General features: G+C 68.9%; 11 protein-coding genes. 1 reads left to right on the plus strand and 10 read right to left on the minus strand.

What is annotated here, in order from left to right; all coding sequences use genetic code 11:
* The 10 genes from ACI1US_RS03450 to ACI1US_RS03495 all read right to left on the minus strand — a co-directional run bounded on the left by ACI1US_RS03450 (nt 1) and on the right by ACI1US_RS03495 (nt 16,117).
* Nucleotides 1–3,285 carry a DNA polymerase III subunit gamma and tau gene (locus ACI1US_RS03450; RefSeq protein WP_461638183.1) on the minus strand — a complete coding sequence of 1,095 codons (3,285 nt, stop codon included), beginning with the start codon at nt 3,283–3,285 and terminating at the stop codon, nt 1–3.
* Nucleotides 3,286–3,437: 152 nt separating this feature from the next.
* On the minus strand, nt 3,438–5,924 hold the full coding sequence (locus ACI1US_RS03455) for an RCC1 domain-containing protein (RefSeq protein WP_461638185.1): 2,487 nt from the start codon (nt 5,922–5,924) through the stop codon (nt 3,438–3,440).
* 133 nt (nt 5,925–6,057) lie between these two features.
* A complete protein-coding gene (locus ACI1US_RS03460) occupies nt 6,058–8,610 on the minus strand; it encodes a LuxR C-terminal-related transcriptional regulator (protein WP_461638187.1) in 2,553 nt (850 codons plus the stop codon).
* A 104-nt stretch (nt 8,611–8,714) separates the two neighbouring features.
* Entirely contained in the window at nt 8,715–9,368 is a 654-nt protein-coding gene (locus ACI1US_RS03465) for a hypothetical protein (RefSeq protein WP_461638189.1), read from the minus strand.
* Nucleotides 9,369–9,373: 5 nt separating this feature from the next.
* Nucleotides 9,374–9,982, minus strand: a complete 609-nt coding sequence (locus tag ACI1US_RS03470; RefSeq protein ID WP_461638191.1) for a S24/S26 family peptidase — start codon at nt 9,980–9,982, stop codon at nt 9,374–9,376.
* A 104-nt stretch (nt 9,983–10,086) separates the two neighbouring features.
* Nucleotides 10,087–10,641 (minus strand): hypothetical protein, encoded by a 555-nt coding sequence (locus ACI1US_RS03475; RefSeq protein ID WP_461638193.1) that lies wholly within the window; start codon nt 10,639–10,641, stop codon nt 10,087–10,089.
* Between the two features lie 271 nt (nt 10,642–10,912).
* A complete protein-coding gene (locus tag ACI1US_RS03480; RefSeq protein WP_461638195.1) occupies nt 10,913–11,740 on the minus strand; it encodes a nitrilase-related carbon-nitrogen hydrolase in 828 nt (275 codons plus the stop codon).
* A gap of 100 nt (nt 11,741–11,840) precedes the next feature.
* Nucleotides 11,841–13,058, minus strand: a complete 1,218-nt coding sequence (locus ACI1US_RS03485; protein WP_461638197.1) for an acetate/propionate family kinase — start codon at nt 13,056–13,058, stop codon at nt 11,841–11,843.
* Nucleotides 13,055–15,160 carry a phosphate acetyltransferase gene (gene pta / locus ACI1US_RS03490; RefSeq protein WP_461638199.1) on the minus strand — a complete coding sequence of 702 codons (2,106 nt, stop codon included), beginning with the start codon at nt 15,158–15,160 and terminating at the stop codon, nt 13,055–13,057. The genes ACI1US_RS03485 and pta overlap by 4 nt, the downstream gene beginning before the upstream one ends.
* 141 nt (nt 15,161–15,301) lie before the next feature.
* Entirely contained in the window at nt 15,302–16,117 is an 816-nt protein-coding gene (locus tag ACI1US_RS03495) for a hypothetical protein (protein WP_461638201.1), read from the minus strand.
* A gap of 141 nt (nt 16,118–16,258) precedes the next feature.
* On the opposite strand from ACI1US_RS03495, the gene ACI1US_RS03500 reads away from it, so the two are divergent.
* A complete protein-coding gene (locus ACI1US_RS03500; RefSeq protein ID WP_461638203.1) occupies nt 16,259–16,852 on the plus strand; it encodes a MarR family winged helix-turn-helix transcriptional regulator in 594 nt (197 codons plus the stop codon).
* Nucleotides 16,853–16,979 lie beyond the last annotated feature (127 nt).

Genomic DNA, 16,979 nt, shown 5'->3' on the forward strand with positions numbered 1-16,979 from the left:
CTACCTCCTGGGCTCTGGGAGCGGGCGCTCCTCAACAAATATGGCACCGAGCACCTCGCGCACGACGGCCTCGCCGTACCGCGTGAACTTCGGTGCGGACTTTGACGCACCGGCAGCAGGCAGCGCGGTGTCTTCCTGGGCGGCTTGCGCGGACGGCGCGGCCGCGGTCGGAGCAGGCGGGGCCGGGGCAGGCGGAGCGGACGCGGCGGGGGTCGAAGCAGGCGGAGTGGACGCAGCCGGGGTCGAAGCAGGCGGAGCAGACACGGCCGGGGTCGAAGCAGGCGGAGCAGACACGGCCGGGGTCGAAGCAGCCGGGCTCGAAGGATTCGGTGCCGTCGCGGGAGTTACCGCGGGCGTCGGTGGCGTTGCGGGTGCCCGGCCCGCCGGGCTCGGTGCCGGCATCGTTACCTGGCGGGGTGCAGCGGGAGCACCGCTTCCCATACCCGCGTAGGGGTCGCTGTCGGGGTATCCGTCGTCGTCGCTGTAGCTCGGACCGTCGCCGTAGGGCGAGCTATCGCCGTAGCCGTCGTCGCTGAAGCGGTTGTTCTTCGGGGCGCGCTCTCCGGGCTGCTTGGCGTCAGTCTGCGGAACCTTGGCAGTTGAGGGAGCCGGAGCAGGTGTCTGAGTACCCGTAGCGCCCTGTGCAGCTGCGGCAGGTGCTGGGCTATGCGTGGCTTGTGCGGGCTGCGCTCGCGAGGCCGCAGGTGGGGCGACAGTCTCGGCTGCGGGCTGCACGTGTTGCGACGCGGGTGCCGATGTCGGCTCCGACGGGGTTGCCTGTGCAGAAGCCGCGGGGGTGGACTGCGCCGCAGGAGTGGGCGGTGCCACGGGCGCGGGCTGCGCGACGGGCACCCCAGGTGCGGGCTCGGCGACGGGTGCCGTACCCGCAGCCGGCGGGGCTGGGGCTGGCGCGCCGGCGGTATCGGCTGCCGTTGGCGCGGGAGGTACCGGATCCGCCCAGGCGGGTGCGGCGAGCTTCGGGCCGAGGGAACTCAGTCTGGCAGCAGCGCGCTCCGCAAGGTCGTCTACCGGGGCCTTCGGCTGTTGCGCTTGCGCTCGATGAGGCTCCTCGGAGTCAGCCGGGGCCGCTCCTGGCTGCGGCGGGGCCTGGGTCTCGCGGGGGGCCGTCACCTGTCGCGGAGCGTAGCGCACACGAATGCCGGTCGCCTCCAGGATTGTCTCGCGCAGGGGCCCTGCACCGGCAGTCTTGAACGCCTCGAGGTCTGAGCGGTTCGAAACCCCCACGAGCAGGAGGTCGCCCTCGAGCCCCAGTGGCTCGACCGGGCGGACCGCATTCCAGGCATCTCGGTTGGTCTCGAGCAGTTCCTCGAGCAGATCCGGCCACATCTCGCGCAGGTCTTCGAAGCCCGGCAGCGCGTCGGGAGCGGAATCTTCGGCCCCTTCCGGCTGCGCCGCGGCTGCCTCGCTGACTCCAGGTGCTACGGGCACAGCGGGCGTTGTCGGTCCGCCCGTGCCCTGCTCGGGATGGGCGGGAGCTGCAGAAACGGGAGCGCCCGACTCAGGGGCCGCACCAGGAGCCGGCTGTGGCGGGGTTGCCGCCGCTGGCGCCGCGGCTGCCGGAGCCGGCTTGGTGGGCTCGGTTCCGATTGACGCGATCTGTGAGGCGCTCAGCACGTCGGAGATCGGGCGCCCGAACCCGGCAGCGCCCTCGTTGGGGTGCGTCGCGCGTCCGGCACCGGTGTTTGCCGGTGCGGCGGTGGGCTGCGAGGCAGCAGGAGCCGTGGGTGTTGCGGCCGGCTCCGAAGCCGCGGCGGGCGGGGCTGCCACGGGCGGGGCGGCCACGGGAGGGGCTGCCGCGGCAGGCGGGGCTACCGGTGCGGCCGCCGTTTCGGAGGCCGCGGGCGCACCTGCACCTGCACCTGCACCTGCACCTGCACCTGCGTCATCGTTGCGGAGGAACTCGCGGATCGAAGCTGCGGTCTCCGCAGCATTTGCGACGCGCTCTGGCTGCACCGGGGCTGAGGCAGCGGGCGTGGCCACGGGCTGAGCCGGGACACTCTGCTGACCTGGGACAGCCTGCTGACCTGGAACAGCCTGCTGACCTGGAACAGCCTGCTGCTCGCGGGCACCCGGCATAACTCCGGGGGCCGGGGACTGCGCGGGCGCGGGGGGCTGCGCCGCGGGCGCCCCCTGCCGATGCTGCGGTACCGCGGCCATGCCGCCGCGCACAGGGGCGGTCGCCGGCTGAGCAGCAGCTTCGTCAGTGCCGGAGAGCTCAACAAGCGCCCGGGCGATCATGAGTTCGAGGTGGAGCCGGGGCGGCGTCGCACCCGTCATCTGGTCGAGCGCCTCGCTCACCGTGTCTGCGGTGCGCGACAGCTCTTTCGCGCCAAAGCCCCGCGCCTGCTCAAACATGCGGTCGAGCTGGTCCTGCGGCACGCCTCGCAGCACGGCTGCAGCGCCGTCAATGGAGGTCGCGTTGACGATGATGAGATCGCGCAGTCGCTCAAGCAGATCCTCAACAAAGCGTCGCGGATCCTGTCCCGTCTGAATCACCCGGTCCGTCGCGGTAAACGCCGCCGCGGGATCCCCCGCGCCGAGCGCAACCACCACATCGTCGAGCAGTTCGGTGTGCGTGAAGCCGAGCAGCCCTGCGGCGCGTTCGGCGGACACCGTGTTGCCCTCGGAACCGGCGATGAGCTGGTCGAGGATCGACAGGGTGTCACGCGCCGACCCTCCGCCCGAGCGCACAACGAGCGGCAGCACGCCGGGCTCGACGATGACGCCCTCGCTGTCGCACAGCTGCTGCACGTAGTCGATGAGCGCCGCCGGCGGGATCAGGCGGAACGGGTAGTGGTGCGTGCGCGAGCGGATCGTGCCGATGACCTTCTCGGGCTCCGTCGTCGCGAAGATGAACTTCACGTGCGGCGGCGGCTCTTCCACGATCTTCAGCAGGGCGTTGAAGCCGCCCGCGGTGACCATGTGGGCCTCATCGATGATGAAGATCTTGAAGCGGTCGCGTGCGGGAGCGAATACGGCGCGCTCGCGCAGGTCGCGCGCGTCGTCGACGCCACCGTGGCTCGCAGCATCGATCTCGACAACGTCGAGTGAGCCGCCGCCAGCGCGGCTGAGCTCAACACAGCTCGGGCAGGTGCCGCACGGGGTGTCCGTCGGGCCCTCCGCGCAGTTCAGGCAGCGCGCCAGGATTCGAGCGCTCGTCGTCTTCCCGCAGCCCCTGGGGCCGCTGAACAGGTACGCGTGGCCGACACGGCCCGTGCGCAAGGCCGTCATGAGTGGATCGGTCACCTGAGACTGCCCAATCATTTCGGAGAATGACTCTGGCCGATACCGCCGATACAGTGCTGCTACCACGACACCCATGCTACCTCCGGGCACCGACATTTACGTGGGTGCGGGCGAGTCTGTGGAGAACTCGGGGATGCTTGGTGAGCCCAGATCGCTCCCTCACCGCCACTTCACGCGTCGCTCGGTTCGCTCGTCTCCCCCAGACCTGCGGGCGCGGGCCGCGCCGAGGAGTCTTGCGTTGCCACTGCCTCCGCTTCCGCTTCGAGTTCCGAGCCCAGTTCCGCTTCCGGATCCTCACCGCCCTCGACACGATCCTCCTCAGACGGCTCCTCCTCGGTCGCCGTCGACGACCCGGCAGCCTCCCCGTCGCCTGAGCTGTCGTCGCTCCCCGCGGCGTGCTCCGCTGCGTGCTCATCTGCGGCCTCAGCCGCGGGCTGCTGCGCGTCTGCCCCGCTCACGTCGTCGCTCGAACGCGGTGCACGAAGCTTGACGACGATCGGCGAGAGCTGGTCTCGCTGGCTGTCATTTCCCAGCCGCCCGTCGCGCCCCGATCCCCAGCCGTACAGCGTGCCATCGGCCGCAAGCGCGAAGGCGTGCATATCGCCGGCCGCGATGTCGGTGATCACTGCGCGAGCAGGCAGCGCCACGGGAACCGGAACCGCACTGCTCCCGGGCTTGCCTGTGCCCAACGCCTGAGCGCCCCAGGAATACACCCGGCCGGTGTCGCTCAGGCCGAGCGAAAACTGATCGCCAGCGGCAACGTTTGCGAGCCGCAGCCCCTCGGGCAGCAGCACTTCAGTCGGGGTGAAGTAGGCCCAGGAAGGGTCTCCCGTGAGCGGAACCCCGATCTCACCGACACCGTTGACGCCCCATCCCAGAAGGCCGCCGCTCTCGGTCACGGCGAGCACATGGACGTTGTTGGTCGTGCTCGCCGCCGATACCTGCACGATGCGGTCGGTCACGGGCATCGCGATGCGCTGCGGCCGCGACACCTCGGTGACGCCCTCTCCGAGCCCGAGCATGCCGTACTCGTTAGATCCCGTCGCCCACACCTCGCCGTCCTCGGTCACGGCAAATGTCGAGTCGAAGCCCGCCTCAACCGCGACGAAGCGCTTGTTCGGCAGGCCCTGCATCGGCGTGGGCGTGGGCGTGATCCCAACAAACGAGCCGTTGCCGAGCACACCCCGGTTCGCGTCGCCCCAGACGTACACCCTGCCGTCGGTGGAGAGGGCGACCGAATGCCGCCACCCGGCCGAGACCGACTGGAATCGGACAGCACCGTCCGCAGCACGCACCGGCGCCGGAGCCGTGACCGGCTTTGACGTCACCAGCCCAGTTCCGGTCTGGCTGAAATCGTTGTCGCCCCAGCCCCAGAGGGTGCCGTCATCCGCGACTGCGAGCGAGTGCTCCCACCCCGCCGCGACGTGCGTGAACTGGCGGCCTGCGGGGGCCTGCGTGAGCACCGGGACGTCCGAGCCCTTCGCCTGCCCCGAACCGAGCTGCCCGCGGTGTCCCAGCCCCCACGCGTACGGCGTTCCTGCACCGTTCACCGCGAGGGAGTGGCCTCGGCCGGCAGCGATGCGGGCGGGTGTGGGCGTTGCGACGCCGCCGGAGACCTCGATACCAGCCTCGGGCTGCGCGCTCACAAACCTGACGGGAAGCGAGGCGAGCGCCCGCACCGCGAAGCCCTCGCGCCCGGCCTCGCCCGTTACGAGCACCGGGAAGCTGCCCCGCGCGGTCGGCGCGTGCGCGATGTCCGCGGAGATGCGCTCCGTGCGGGTGACGACGGTGTCTGCCCCGGCCTGCGCGACGCTCCATTCGATGGAACGGTCGGCCGTGGTCTCGGGGCCGGGTAGCGCGCCCGCGGTGACACCGGCGGGGAGCGTGACTTCGGTCGTGAAGATGTCGCCGTCCCGCAGGAAGAGCGTCTCGCCCTCCTCGTCTGGGTGGCTCGCGAAGGTGAGGGTGCCGTCGGACCGCGAGGATCCCTTGGCGAAGTCGAGGCCGTAGACGCCAGACGCTACGTCCCAGATCGCGGGCACCTCGGCGGTCGCCTCGGGGCTGGTGCTTGTGAGTCGTTCGGGCAGCTCTATCGCCGCTGTCAGCGTAAGTTCATGTGCGGGGCGGATCTCGGGGAAATCGGCGACCACGCCAAACTCGGCGTACGGGAGGCGAACGCCCTCGTCAGTTCGTGCGACCACCGTTGTCGTCACCCGCCACTGGCCGGCCTGCTCCTCCGCACTCCAGGCACGCGCATACGCCGGGGCTGAATCCTCGAGCGGCAATTCCGCAGGCCGCATCCCGGCGGGGAGCAGCACCGTCGCTGCCAGGGATTCGCCCGCGGTGAGGGGCACAGGCTGTTCGCCGGCGGGCTGCATCGCGAAGCCAACCGTGCCCGCGGTCTGCCCCGGTCCGAACCCGGCTCCGACTTCAGGTGTCGCGACCAGCTCATAGATTCCCGCGTCCACGCGGAGCGCCTGCGAGAACTCGTTCCCGTGCACGGTCGAGCGGTCGGTGGCAATGGCTCCGACGAAGCCGCTGCTGACGCCGAGCGTCACAGCGACAATTGCGGCCGCCGCGGCCGTCCAGATCCCAGCGCGCACGAGGGGTGTGCGCTGCCCCTGACGGCCCGTCTCCTGCTGCGTGCTTCGCTTCATGGTGAAGCCCCTTCCGATTGCTTCAAGCACACCAAAGCGGCAGGGCTGACGCAGTGACGATCCCGCGATCTACGGGGTGCGCGCGGAAGACCTACGCGTGCGCTGCGACGCGTACGCGTAGATGGTGGTCGCGCTAACGCAGGGAGGAGTACTCGCCGATCTCATCACGCGCGAGCGCTCCGGACTTCCGGCGAATGTTCCGCAGGTGCGTCTCGACCGTGCGCACAGAGAGCGTCAGCGTCTCAGCGATTCCCGGGTTGTTCATCCCCTTGGCGACAAGGTCAATAATCTCCCGCTCCCGCTGCGTGAAGCCGAGCGTCGACTCCGCCTGCGTCAGGGCGACCTCCGTTGCCGGATCCTCCGACGACATGAGCGCCGCGATCTCCTCGCGCACCCGTGCCGCCTCGTCTTCGAGACTGTCCTCCCGGAGCATCCGCGCGGCCGCGGTGAAGTACTTCAGCGCGGAATCATTCGCGTGCTCGCGCCGGAGCCACCTGGCCGCCTCGATGAGCGCCTCGGGATCGCGTCGCTGGTGAGCGATCCGCGCATCGAGATAGGCGAGGAACACGGTTCCGCCCATCTCTTCGAGCCGCGCCCGCTGCTCAATCGCGGCATCAAGGTCGAAGTCGATGAGCAGCGCGAGCATCGTGGATCCGGCCGCGGAGAACGCGTACCCGCGGCTCGCGAGGTCTGCGGCGAGCGCCCGATACCTGCGCCCCGTCTCGGCGGGCTCACCGTCGATCTCCGTGACGAGCGCCTCGGGAAAGTCGCGCGCCCCCATCGGGAGCGCATCGCTGCGTCCCAGGTAGCGGCTGCCACGCTCAATGAGAGTGCCGACCGCGCCCGGCCGACCGCTGCGCCTGGCCGCGATCGCGAGCGCGTTCATCAGCGCCCGGTCTGGGCCGAAAAGCAGGTTTGCGGCCTGGAACTGGCCGCTCGCGACGATGCTGCCCGCTGCGGTCGCGTCCGCGTAACGGCTCATCGTCAGCAGTGCCATGACCGCGACGTAGCCTTGCGCGACCATCGCGGAGCGGTCGAAGCGTTCCCGGGCAGCGGCAAGCTGGGAGGAGGCCCATTCGAGTGCCTCCTGGGGTCGGCCGGAGGTCACGAGCGCGAGCCCCCGTAGCGGGGCCGCGAAGCGGGGCACCCATCCGGTTGCTGGCAGCTGCGCAAACCGGGCGAGCGCCTCGCACGGGCGGCCGCCCAGCGCGTGCATCGCGACGTAGACGAGGCCCCCGACCTCGCCAGCGAGGCCGGGGTGCTGCGCGATCTCGCCAATGCGGTCGAGGGCAGCCGGCGTGATTTCGGTTCGCTCCGCCCGGAATCCGATGAGCAGTGCTTCGATCGCGAGGGGTTCTCCGAGGTCGTGATCCCCACGAAGGGTGTCCTCGATCGTCGCTAGCGGGAGCTCCCTGGTGGTCTCCCACCGCGCCCGTAGGTAGCGAAGATACAGCGCAATCGTCGGGTGTGCACGAGCCGCGTCGGTGCCCGCGATGATCTCTTCGATCTGGCCGGCGGGCGCGTCTCCGGTCAAGCGGAGCTCGAGCGCGCGGACGGCCTCGGCTGGCCCCTTCGCGCTTTGCCAGGCGACCCAGGTCTGGTCGAGATCTTGTTCAAAGGCGTCACGGAACGCGCGCGCAAGGAGGGGGATCTCGGGCTGTGGGATCACGTCGGCGAACTGACGCGGCACGGTTGGCTGTTCCGCCAGCACCGGGCTGCTGTCTGTACCGAGCGCTTCCTCGATCTGCTGCCGCAGGCGAATGCTGCGCACGGACTGCGGCAGGTGCCTGAAGTAGTCGCTGATCCCAGGTGGGTTCACCGTCACCCGCGGCCCGCTGCCGGCTGTGAACAGCCGGACTAGGCCGCGCCCCTCAAGCGCCTCCAGGGTCTCCTGCCCGACGAGTGCCGTCGCCTGTTCAACGGGAAGCGGGCCCGTCGCGACGAGCATCTCCAGCGCTTCACGGGTGTCTTCCGGGTAGCGGAACAGGAGCGCCTCGAAGGCGCCCTCGAGTTCGCTCGACCAGAGGTCGGGGCTGTCTTGCCAGACGAGCCCGTGCTTGCGCACCCGCCCCCGGCGCCGCGCGGCGTCGACGAACGCGACCGCGAAGCCGGGAAGCCCGCCGGACTTCATGTGGATCCTGCCGCTGAGCGTCGGGGACACCTGGTCTCCGAGCCGCTCCTCGAGGAGATCGTGCACCTCGTCGAGCCTGAGTTCGTCGAGCGTGAACTTCACGACGGGCTGCGCCTTCTTGATGAGGAGGCGCTCGTTGGGGTCGCTCACGTTGCGCACCTCGGAGGTGCCAACGATCGGGATCTGGAACGATTTGTGGAGCTGCTCAAGGAGTACCCATGAGGCCTCATCGAGCAGGTCGATGTCGTCGACGAGCACCACGACTGGCCCCTCGGCTACGAGTTCTTTCACGAGTCGGCTGAGCTCGGCTGCGAATTCGGCGTCCGCTCCGCGCACGGGAGAGGCGGCGGGGAGCGCGGCGCGAAACGCTTCGAACGGGCGAGTGTTCTCGATGCCACGCAGTTGCAGCGTGGCGAGCCCGATCCCCCGCAGCGTCTCTGCGAGCTGCTTGAGCAACTCGCTCCGTCCAGACCAGTGCTGCCCGACGATCGACACCGATGTGCCGTCGATCACGTGCTGCATAATTCGTTGCACCTGCGTGCTCCGAGCGACCATCGTGTTCCTTCCCCCTGCTCGCGCGCGCTCACCGTACCCGGGCGACCACTCACCGCTTCCCCGTTCAGTAGTCAGAATACGTGAATCCTCGCCGAATGAAACAGTCACGCCTCGGCGCTGTTCGCGCTTCGGCGTCTGGGCGCGATCGCGATACCGAGCAGCACGAGAACCGCCGCGAGCAGTGCCAGCGCGCGGCGTGTGGTCCCGGTGTCACCGGAGACTTCCAACGGCCCCGTTTGGGTGTTTCCAATCTCGGTGCCGGTGAAGACAAGATCCACCGTGGAGACGGCCGGAAGCTGCGTCTCGCCTGCCTCAGGGAACGTCACTAGCAGGCAGACATCGGCGAACGCTCCGGCGGGCAACGACCCGAGGTCGAGACTCGAAGCGCTCGCCATCGGTGTGCGTGGCAGGTCTGCCATCGCTGCCGCATCGCACTCGCTGCCGTGGCGGGCGGCGATCCAGAGCGATTCGAGCGCGCGGTCGTGGCCCGTCCAGGCGACCTGTTCTGGGGCGAGCCGGATCCGCAGTTCGGTCTGCGAGTCGTTGCGTAGCTGCGCCGCGGCGAGCGCCGTCTCGCCGGGCCGGAGGGAGACATCGAAGAGCCTTGTGGCGGGTGTGACGGTGAGCGCTGCCCGGTCTTGCTCAGCCGCCGGCATCGGCGAAGTCGGCGATGCCGGCGAAGCCATTGCCGGAGCGGGCGGGCTCAGGGTGCATGCGAGGGTCACCCCAGCGGCGCACGCCAGCACACGAAGACGCATGGCGGTCACCGTACGAGGGCGGACGCTTCGCGCCGCGCGGTGGACTGAGCGCTTGGGGAGTCTACGTCGGTATGACTATCTGCGCGGTCTTGGTCGGCATCGACACGGTCTTGGTCTGCATCGACACGGTCTTGAGCTGCCGCGCCGCGGCCGCGACTGGGGAGAAACAACGCAATGAGAAACACAGCGCCGACAATGAGCCGGACTGCCCAGAGCCCCGAGAGGTGGAACAGCGTCGCCCAGGTGCCCTGCAGCGCGAGGCGTGGCGTGCCGAGAACCTGCTCCTGTGTCACGATAAACGGATCGTTGATCTCGTTGCCGTCGCCCTTCAAAATCGCGCCCTCGTCGACAAGCTCGACGACGCGGTGCACGTACTGGTCAGAGCGGTCTCCCGGCACCGGCGACACGATCACGGGTGAGCCCGTGCTGCGAAGCTCATCGCCGACCGGCCCCTGCACTACGAGGACATCGCCGACCTCGTAGGTGGGCCGCATGGATCCGCCGGTGACGGTCATGAAGTAGTCGCCCGTCACAGTCGACCAGAGGAAGGGTGCCGCGAGCGCGACGAGGAGCAGGCTGGCTGCTGCCCTGACGGTAAGGATGATGATGCGCATGCTGACCTCCACGTGGTCGCGCCGCTCGCGGCGGGCAGGGGAAAAGGGGGCGAGTCCGGCGACCTGGGGATGGGGGGGGTGCCGCCGGACTCGCTGGGGGGGGGTTACTTCGCGATGCTGTTGAAGAGGTAGTCGGCAGTGACTTCAGCCTCGTCGAGATCCGCAGCAAGGAATGCGTCGCTGTCCTTCACGTAGACATCGATACGCACCTTCACCGAGTCGCCGGGGGCAATCTCGAATGCTTCGGCCTCTGCGAGCTTCATGTTCGAGAGCTTGCCGGTGTCAATGAGCGAGCCGCCGTCGATGGCGACCCGGGTGTCGAGCGCTCCTGCGAGCTCGATCGACTTGTCGCCGCCTGGCTGCAGCATCGAGCCGAGGCCGACGCTGAGGGTGGCGTTCTGTGAGGTGTTGGTCGCCGTGTAGTACCCGGTGATGGCTTCGCCGTCCATGGCACCGGTGAAGGTGTTCGTCATCGGTGCGCCGGTGACGATGAGCTCGCCGTCTGCGCTCGTGTCGGTCACCTCGGTCTTGAACACGTTGTCGAAGATCGTGCTGTTCATCGTGACGAGCGCGCCACCGACGGTGACGCCGGCGATCAGGAGCAGCGAACCGCCAGCAATCGCGAGCTTCTTCTTGGTGGTCGTCTTCTGGGTAGTCATGCGGGCACGGCCTTTCTCAGTGGTGGGTGCGAGTGCGGCGCGGCTGCTGCGCCGTCCGAATCGCTGTTGTCTCAAGTACGAGTCAACTGGCGATCACACTGCTCCCCACGGAGAGTCCCCGGATCTGCGGGGCCGAACGCCCGCATCTACGCGTACTACGTACGCGGCTACGTCTGAACACGCCCGATTCTGTTCGGAGACCACGCAGACGCGTGCACAGAGTCCACTATCTCGCTGAGCCGCATCGCTCAGCGCACTCGTCACTCCCTCGTTAGCTCACGCGGTAGTCGAGCGTGATTCTGCGATTCGCGATCGCCGGCAGCACGCCTCGTGCTCGATCCACTGCGGCGGGAGTGACCTCTGCGACCGCGATGCCCTCCTCGCGCGGCCCGAGGCCGGCGACGACCTCGCCGAGCGGATCGACGATACGGCTGAGGCCGACCGTTGCCGCGTTGCGGGGGCCACCGCCCACAGCGGCGCTCGCAACGAGCCAGCTCACGTTCTCGAGCGCACGTGCGCGTGTGAGCAGCGACCAGTGGTCTTCTTTCCCGGGTCCCGAGGCCCAGGCGGCGACGACAACGAGGGTGTTTGCTCCCCGATCAACGAGGCTGCGGAACAGCTCAGGGAATCGAATGTCGTAGCAATTTGCGAGCCCGAAGCGGAGTGTTTCGCCGCCCAGTTCAACGTCGAACACCGGAGCGAGCTCCTGCCCGGGGCGGGTGTGAGCCGATTCGCTCTGCGAGAAGGCTTCGTACAGGTGCAGCTTTCGGTAGCGCGCGAGCTCGGAGCCGTCGGGCCCGACCGCGATCACCGTGTTGTACGGCAGGCCGTCGGCGGAGGGCTCGAAGCCCGCCGAGATCACGACGGCGTTGTGGCTCGTGGCGAGCTCGGCGGTCAACGCCGCAAAGGGTGCCCACCACTCCGCGGCGACCTCCGACAGCGCGTCAACGGTCACCGCCTGCAGCAGCACCATGGTCTGCTCAGGAAACACCATCACGCGCGCACCCGCGTCGGCAGCCTCAGCCGCGCGCACCCGCATCTGCGCGAGGTTCTCGCGCGGGTCAGTCGTCGGGGTGAGTTGAATGGTTGCGATCTTCACGAATATCTCCTTCGGTGCTTCGTGCCTAGCTGCAGCGCGTGGTGCCGTGGCCGAGAGGGCGGCCCCGAGTTCGGGAAGCCCGGTCCAGCCGCCGGCCCGATTAGCTGGACGTTACCAGCGCGATGCTCTGCTTGGCGATTTCTGCTTCCTCGTCGGTCGGGACGACGAGCACGGTGATGCGGGAGTCGTTCGCGCTGATGACGCGGGTGCCGGTTTCGGTCGAGTCGTTCCGATCGGGATCGATTCGCAGCCCGCACCACTCGAACCCAGCGCAGATGAGCGCCCGCAGGTCCGGCCCGTTCTCGCCGAGTCCTGCGGTGAACACGACCGTGTCGGCGCCTTCGAGCACTGCGAGGTAGGCCCCGAGGTAGTGCCTGGCCCGGTGAACGTACACTTCGATCGCGAGCTGCGCCGCGGCATCTCCGGCGGCGGCGGCAGCGCGGACGTCGCGGAAGTCGATCGTTCCGGTGAGCCCGAGAAATCCCGCCCGCTTGTTGAGCTCGCGGTCGACCTCGTCGACACTCACGCCACGCCGGATCAGATGGAAGATCGCCCCGGCATCGATGTTGCCCGAGCGGGTGCCCATCACGAGTCCCTCGAGCGGGGTGAGGCCCATCGACGTATCGACGGACCGGCCACCGTCGATCGCGCACATGGATGCCCCATTGCCGAGATGCAGCACGATCTGCTTGAGTGACTCCAGCGGACGGTCGAGGTGCCGCGCAGCTCGCCGCGACACGATCGAGTGCGAGATTCCGTGGAAGCCGTAGCGCCGGATCCCGTGCTCGGCGGCAAGCTCCCGGTCAATGGCGTAGGTATATGCCTTCTCCGGAATGGTCTGGTGAAAGGCCGTGTCGAAGACCGCAACGTGTGGGAGATCAGGGAACACCGCCCGCGCCGCGATGATCGCCGCGTGGTGGCCGGGGTTGTGCAGCGGGGCAAGCTCGGCGAGCTCGAGGATCCGCTCGGCGACCTCCGCGTCGATCAGCGTCGGCGCAATGAACTCGCTGCCGCCGTGCACGACGCGGTGACCGACGGCAACGATCCCGAAGCCCTCGATGGGGGTGCCGTTCTCAGCGAACCCCTCGACAATCGCGGCGAACCCGGCGGCGTGATCAGGGATATCCCGCTCTGTCACCGTCTCGGTCATCAACTCACCACCAGAACCGGGCCGGTGCCCCCTGTGCACGATCCGCCCCGCGCCCTGCTCGCCAATGCGCTCGACGAGGCCCTGCGCGAGCCGTTCGCCGCTCGATTCATCGATGACCTGGTATTTGATCGACGACGAGCCGGAGTTCACGACCAGTACGGCGTTCATCGTTCACCCGCCTGCACGGCGGTGATCGCGACGGTGTTAAGAATGTCCTGCACAGTGGCTCCTCGGGAGAGGTCATTGACCGGCTTGTTCAGGCCCTGCAGCACCGGACCGACGGCAATCGCGCCCGCCGAGCGCTGCACGGCTTTGTAGGTGTTGTTCCCCGTATTCAGGTCTGGGAATATGAAGACCGTCGCGTGGCCTGCGACCTGGGATCCCGGCAGCTTCGAGGCACCCGTCTCGGGGTCGATGGCAGCGTCGTACTGCAGCGGGCCCTCGACGAGGAGAGCGGGGTGTGCTTCCCGCACGATTGCGGTCGCCTCGCGCACCTTGTCGACCTCCGCACCCGAACCGGATTCGCCGGTCGAGTAGGAGAGCATCGCGATGCGCGGATCCACCCCGAACTGCGCGGCCGTTTCGGCCGACGACGCGGCGATGTCGGCGAGCTGCGCAGCGTTCGGATCTGGGTTGACCGCGCAGTCGCCGTAGACGAGCACGCGGTCGGCGAGCGCCATGAAGAACACGCTCGAGACAACCGATACCCCCGGCTTAGTCTTGATGAACTCGAGGCTCGGGCGGATCGTGTGCGCCGTGGTGTTCGCAGCCCCCGACACCATTCCGTCGGCGAGCCCCAGGTGCACGAGCATGGTGCCGAAGTAACTCACGTCAATCATGCGGTCACGGGCCTCTTCGAGCGTGACGCCCTTGTGCGCACGCAGCTTCGCGTACTCCGCCGCAAACTGATCAAGCAACGGCGACGTCGCCGGGTCGATCACCTCAGCGCCCTCGATCGCGAGGCCGAGCTCCGCTCCGCGCTTGCGGATCGCACTCTCCTCGCCGAGCAGCGTGAGGCGCGCGACGCCGCGGGCGAGCAGCGTGCTGGTGGCGCGGAGGATCCTGTCGTCGCTCCCCTCCGGCAGCACAATGTGCGCGTCCGCCTTCGCGGCCCGCGCAAACAGATCGTATGCGAACATCGCGGGGGTGCGGACACTGCCGCGGTGCAGCCGCAGTCGCTCGCGCAGATCGCCGGTATCCACATGCTCCTCGAAGAGCGCGAGCGCCGTATCAAACTTCACCGGAGATTCCTCGGTGAGGAGGCCTCGCGCGTGCACCACGCGCTGCGCGGTCTCAAAGGTGCCGTGCGGGGTGCGGATCACGGGGAGCACCGCCCCCACACCGTCGAGCAGTCGCTCCACGTCTTCCGACATCTCAAAATCGCCGTTGAGCACGACGGCCCCGAGCGTCGGGAAGCCCTCCGCCTCGTGCGCGATGGACACCGCGAGCAGCGTCTCCGCCCGATCCGCCGCGATCACCACGACCGCGCCCTCGAGCAGCCGCGGCAGCACGTTCGTCATCGACATACCCGCGATGACGATCTGTGTCACCTCGCGGCTCAGCAGCTCCTCGCTGCCGCGCACGAGCTGGCCATCGACCGCACGCATCACCTCGGCGACCGGGGGCGCAACCAGCATGGGCTCCTCCGGGAGCGCCCACACGGCGGTCCCCTCGGGCACGACTCGTTCGACAGCGGCGACAATCCCGCCGAGGTCTTCGCCGTCTGCGCGGTTGATGAGCGTCGCGAGCACGCTCGCGTGCTCCTCACGGAGCTCAGCGACGCTCAGCTCGACAATCTTCGCGAGCGTCAAGGCATCACGGGCGCTCGACTGCCCGAGCACCTCCTGCTCAGACAGGTCCCGCCCACCCACGACCAGCAACACCGGCGAATCGAGATTCGCGGCGATCCGGGCGTTCGTCGCGAGCTCAGTGGGCGCGGCAACATCGGTGTAGTCAGTCCCGACGACCACGATTGCGTCGCACTGGTCCCGCAGCGCGCGGTACGAGCTCACGATGCTGGCCATCGCCTCGTCAGCGTCGTGCGCAAGCTCCTCGTACGTGACCCCGATGCAATCCTCGTAGGCGCAGTCGGCCGTAGCCCTGCCGCGGAGCAGTTCGAGCACGCGGTCGCGTTCGTCTCGCGACCGGATCACGGGTCGGAAGACCCCCACGCGGGGCACACCGGCCTTCAACGCGTCAAGCACGCCGAGCGCGACCGCGCTCTTTCCCGTGCGTCCCTCGGCGGATGTGAGATAGATACTGACTGCCACGCTTCACAGTGTATTCGGCGCGTTCACCTCGCCGCCCGGAAACTGTGGAAGTCGCAGCTGGCACGCATCAGGGCCGGCACCCAGCGTGGGTACCGGCCCTGTTCACCGCTCGTGACGGTCCGATTATGCGTGGTTGTGTGACTATGCGTGGTTGCGTGCGGCGCGGCCCGCCACGTACCCGCGCTCGAACGCATCCCCGCGGCGAGCGCGCGATCGCTGCCCGGCCCAGGGAGTGCCGCCGTGGGCGTGGTCACGGCCGCAGCCGTGGTCCTGGCTTCCGTGGCCGCGCCATTGGCCCTCGCCGCGGCGCTGGTGTCCGTGGCCATCGCCGAAGCCGTGCCCGTGTCCGTGTCCGTCTCCACGGGCGAAGCCGTGTCCATGACCGAAGCCGCGCGCATATCCGCGTCCGCGGCCGCGGTGGCCGCGCGGAAGGCGCATGCCCTCGGCCCAGCCGAACTCGGTGGCGACCGCCTCAAGTGTGGCGAGCGTTGTCGCGAGATCCCCCGGGGACACTGCCGAGGTCGTGCGCTCGCGCACCGTCTCAACGATGCCGTTCAGCCGCTCGCGCGCTGCCACGCCCGCGTCGGTGAGCTCCCAGGAGAGCCCGGTCGCGCGCATCGTCTCGGCACTCGCCCGCTGGATCCATCCGCGATCCGCGAGTGACCACATGCGGCCGCCGCGTCGCTCGATCCGCTCCCGCATGCGGTCGGACAGCTCGCGCTCCCCCGACAGCAGGTTGAGTACCCGGAGGTCACGGCGCGATGCGCCGGCAGCTGCGAACTGTGCATCGATCTCGCGGGCGATGAGCGCGTCAATCACTCGGCTCCAGTGGCGGATCGAGTCAGGCCTGCGAGCCGGCTCGAGCGGCGTTGCCGGGATCTCGTGCGCGCCTGTCTCGGCGGCGGGGCGGGTGTTGGTGTGGGGGTTGATGGGGGTGAAGTCTTGAGTGTTACTCATGAGGAGTCCTTTCTTGCGGGGCGATCGCCTCCGCTGCGCATGCTCCCGGTCTCGGGCCCGACACAAGTCCATGTCACTGTGCATGCATATGTATAGTGACATGTAAATATATTCATGTCAAGTTACATGTAAACTTTCTGCATGGACATTCCAGCGAGCTCACAGCCTGAGACTCCAGCACCCCCCGCCACGACCGAGGTCGACGCGCTCATCGACGCGCTCGCCCAGATCCGCGGGCGCCGGGGACACCGAGGCGGATTGGGCGCTGGCGGAACTGGCAGGTCGGGTGGCGGCCGCGGGCCGCGCGGCGACCACCCGCGAGCTGCCCACGGCGCAGGCGAAGCAGACGGCAGGGCCCAGCATGGCCCCCACGCACGCGGCGGCGGGCCGGCCCTGGTGCGGCTCCTCAGCACGATCCTCCACGAGGGAGAGCCGCTCTCAGTGAGCGAGCTCGCGGTGCGCATCGGCGTCGATCAGCCCCGGGCGTCACGACTCGTGCAGCAGGCCGTCGAACACGGCCACGCAGAGCGGGAGGCCGATCCAAGTGATGCACGGCGCAGCCGCGTGCGCGTCACTGAGTCAGGGGCGCAGCTCGTCCACACGGTACGCAGTAGGCAGCGCGACGACGCGGGCGCTGCGCTTGCGGCGCTCGACGCGGCGGAGCGCACACAGCTCCTCGCCTTGCTCGGCAAGCTCTCCGCCGCCTGGCCACAGCACCAGGAGCCGCGCTCATAACCCATGACCTCAGCGAGGTCATGGGTCTTTTACCACCCAAACGACCCCTTTTCGCTGAGGTCATGGGTGGTGAGCGGCGGGCGGGCGGGAAAGGCAGCGGCGGGGTGGCTGGAAAGGCAGCGGCAGG

Origin of the sequence: Leucobacter sp. BZR 635, assembly GCF_048061935.2 — a bacterium.
Classification (GTDB): Bacteria; Actinomycetota; Actinomycetes; order Actinomycetales; family Microbacteriaceae; genus Leucobacter.

Excerpts from the sequence above, each read along its gene's own strand:
- ACI1US_RS03495 (WP_461638201.1), bottom strand. The coding sequence starts at position 16,117 with ATGAGTAACACTCAAGACTTCACCCCCATCAACCCCCACACCAACACC.
- ACI1US_RS03460 (WP_461638187.1), bottom strand. The coding sequence starts at position 8,610 with ATGGTCGCTCGGAGCACGCAGGTGCAACGAATTATGCAGCACGTGATC.
- ACI1US_RS03450 (WP_461638183.1), bottom strand. The coding sequence starts at position 3,285 with ATGATTGGGCAGTCTCAGGTGACCGATCCACTCATGACGGCCTTGCGC.
- ACI1US_RS03500 (WP_461638203.1), top strand. The coding sequence starts at position 16,259 with ATGGACATTCCAGCGAGCTCACAGCCTGAGACTCCAGCACCCCCCGCC.
- ACI1US_RS03465 (WP_461638189.1), bottom strand. The coding sequence starts at position 9,368 with ATGCGTCTTCGTGTGCTGGCGTGCGCCGCTGGGGTGACCCTCGCATGC.
- ACI1US_RS03455 (WP_461638185.1), bottom strand. The coding sequence starts at position 5,924 with ATGAAGCGAAGCACGCAGCAGGAGACGGGCCGTCAGGGGCAGCGCACA.
- ACI1US_RS03475 (WP_461638193.1), bottom strand. The coding sequence starts at position 10,641 with ATGACTACCCAGAAGACGACCACCAAGAAGAAGCTCGCGATTGCTGGC.
- ACI1US_RS03470 (WP_461638191.1), bottom strand. The coding sequence starts at position 9,982 with ATGCGCATCATCATCCTTACCGTCAGGGCAGCAGCCAGCCTGCTCCTC.
- ACI1US_RS03485 (WP_461638197.1), bottom strand. The coding sequence starts at position 13,058 with ATGAACGCCGTACTGGTCGTGAACTCCGGCTCGTCGTCGATCAAATAC.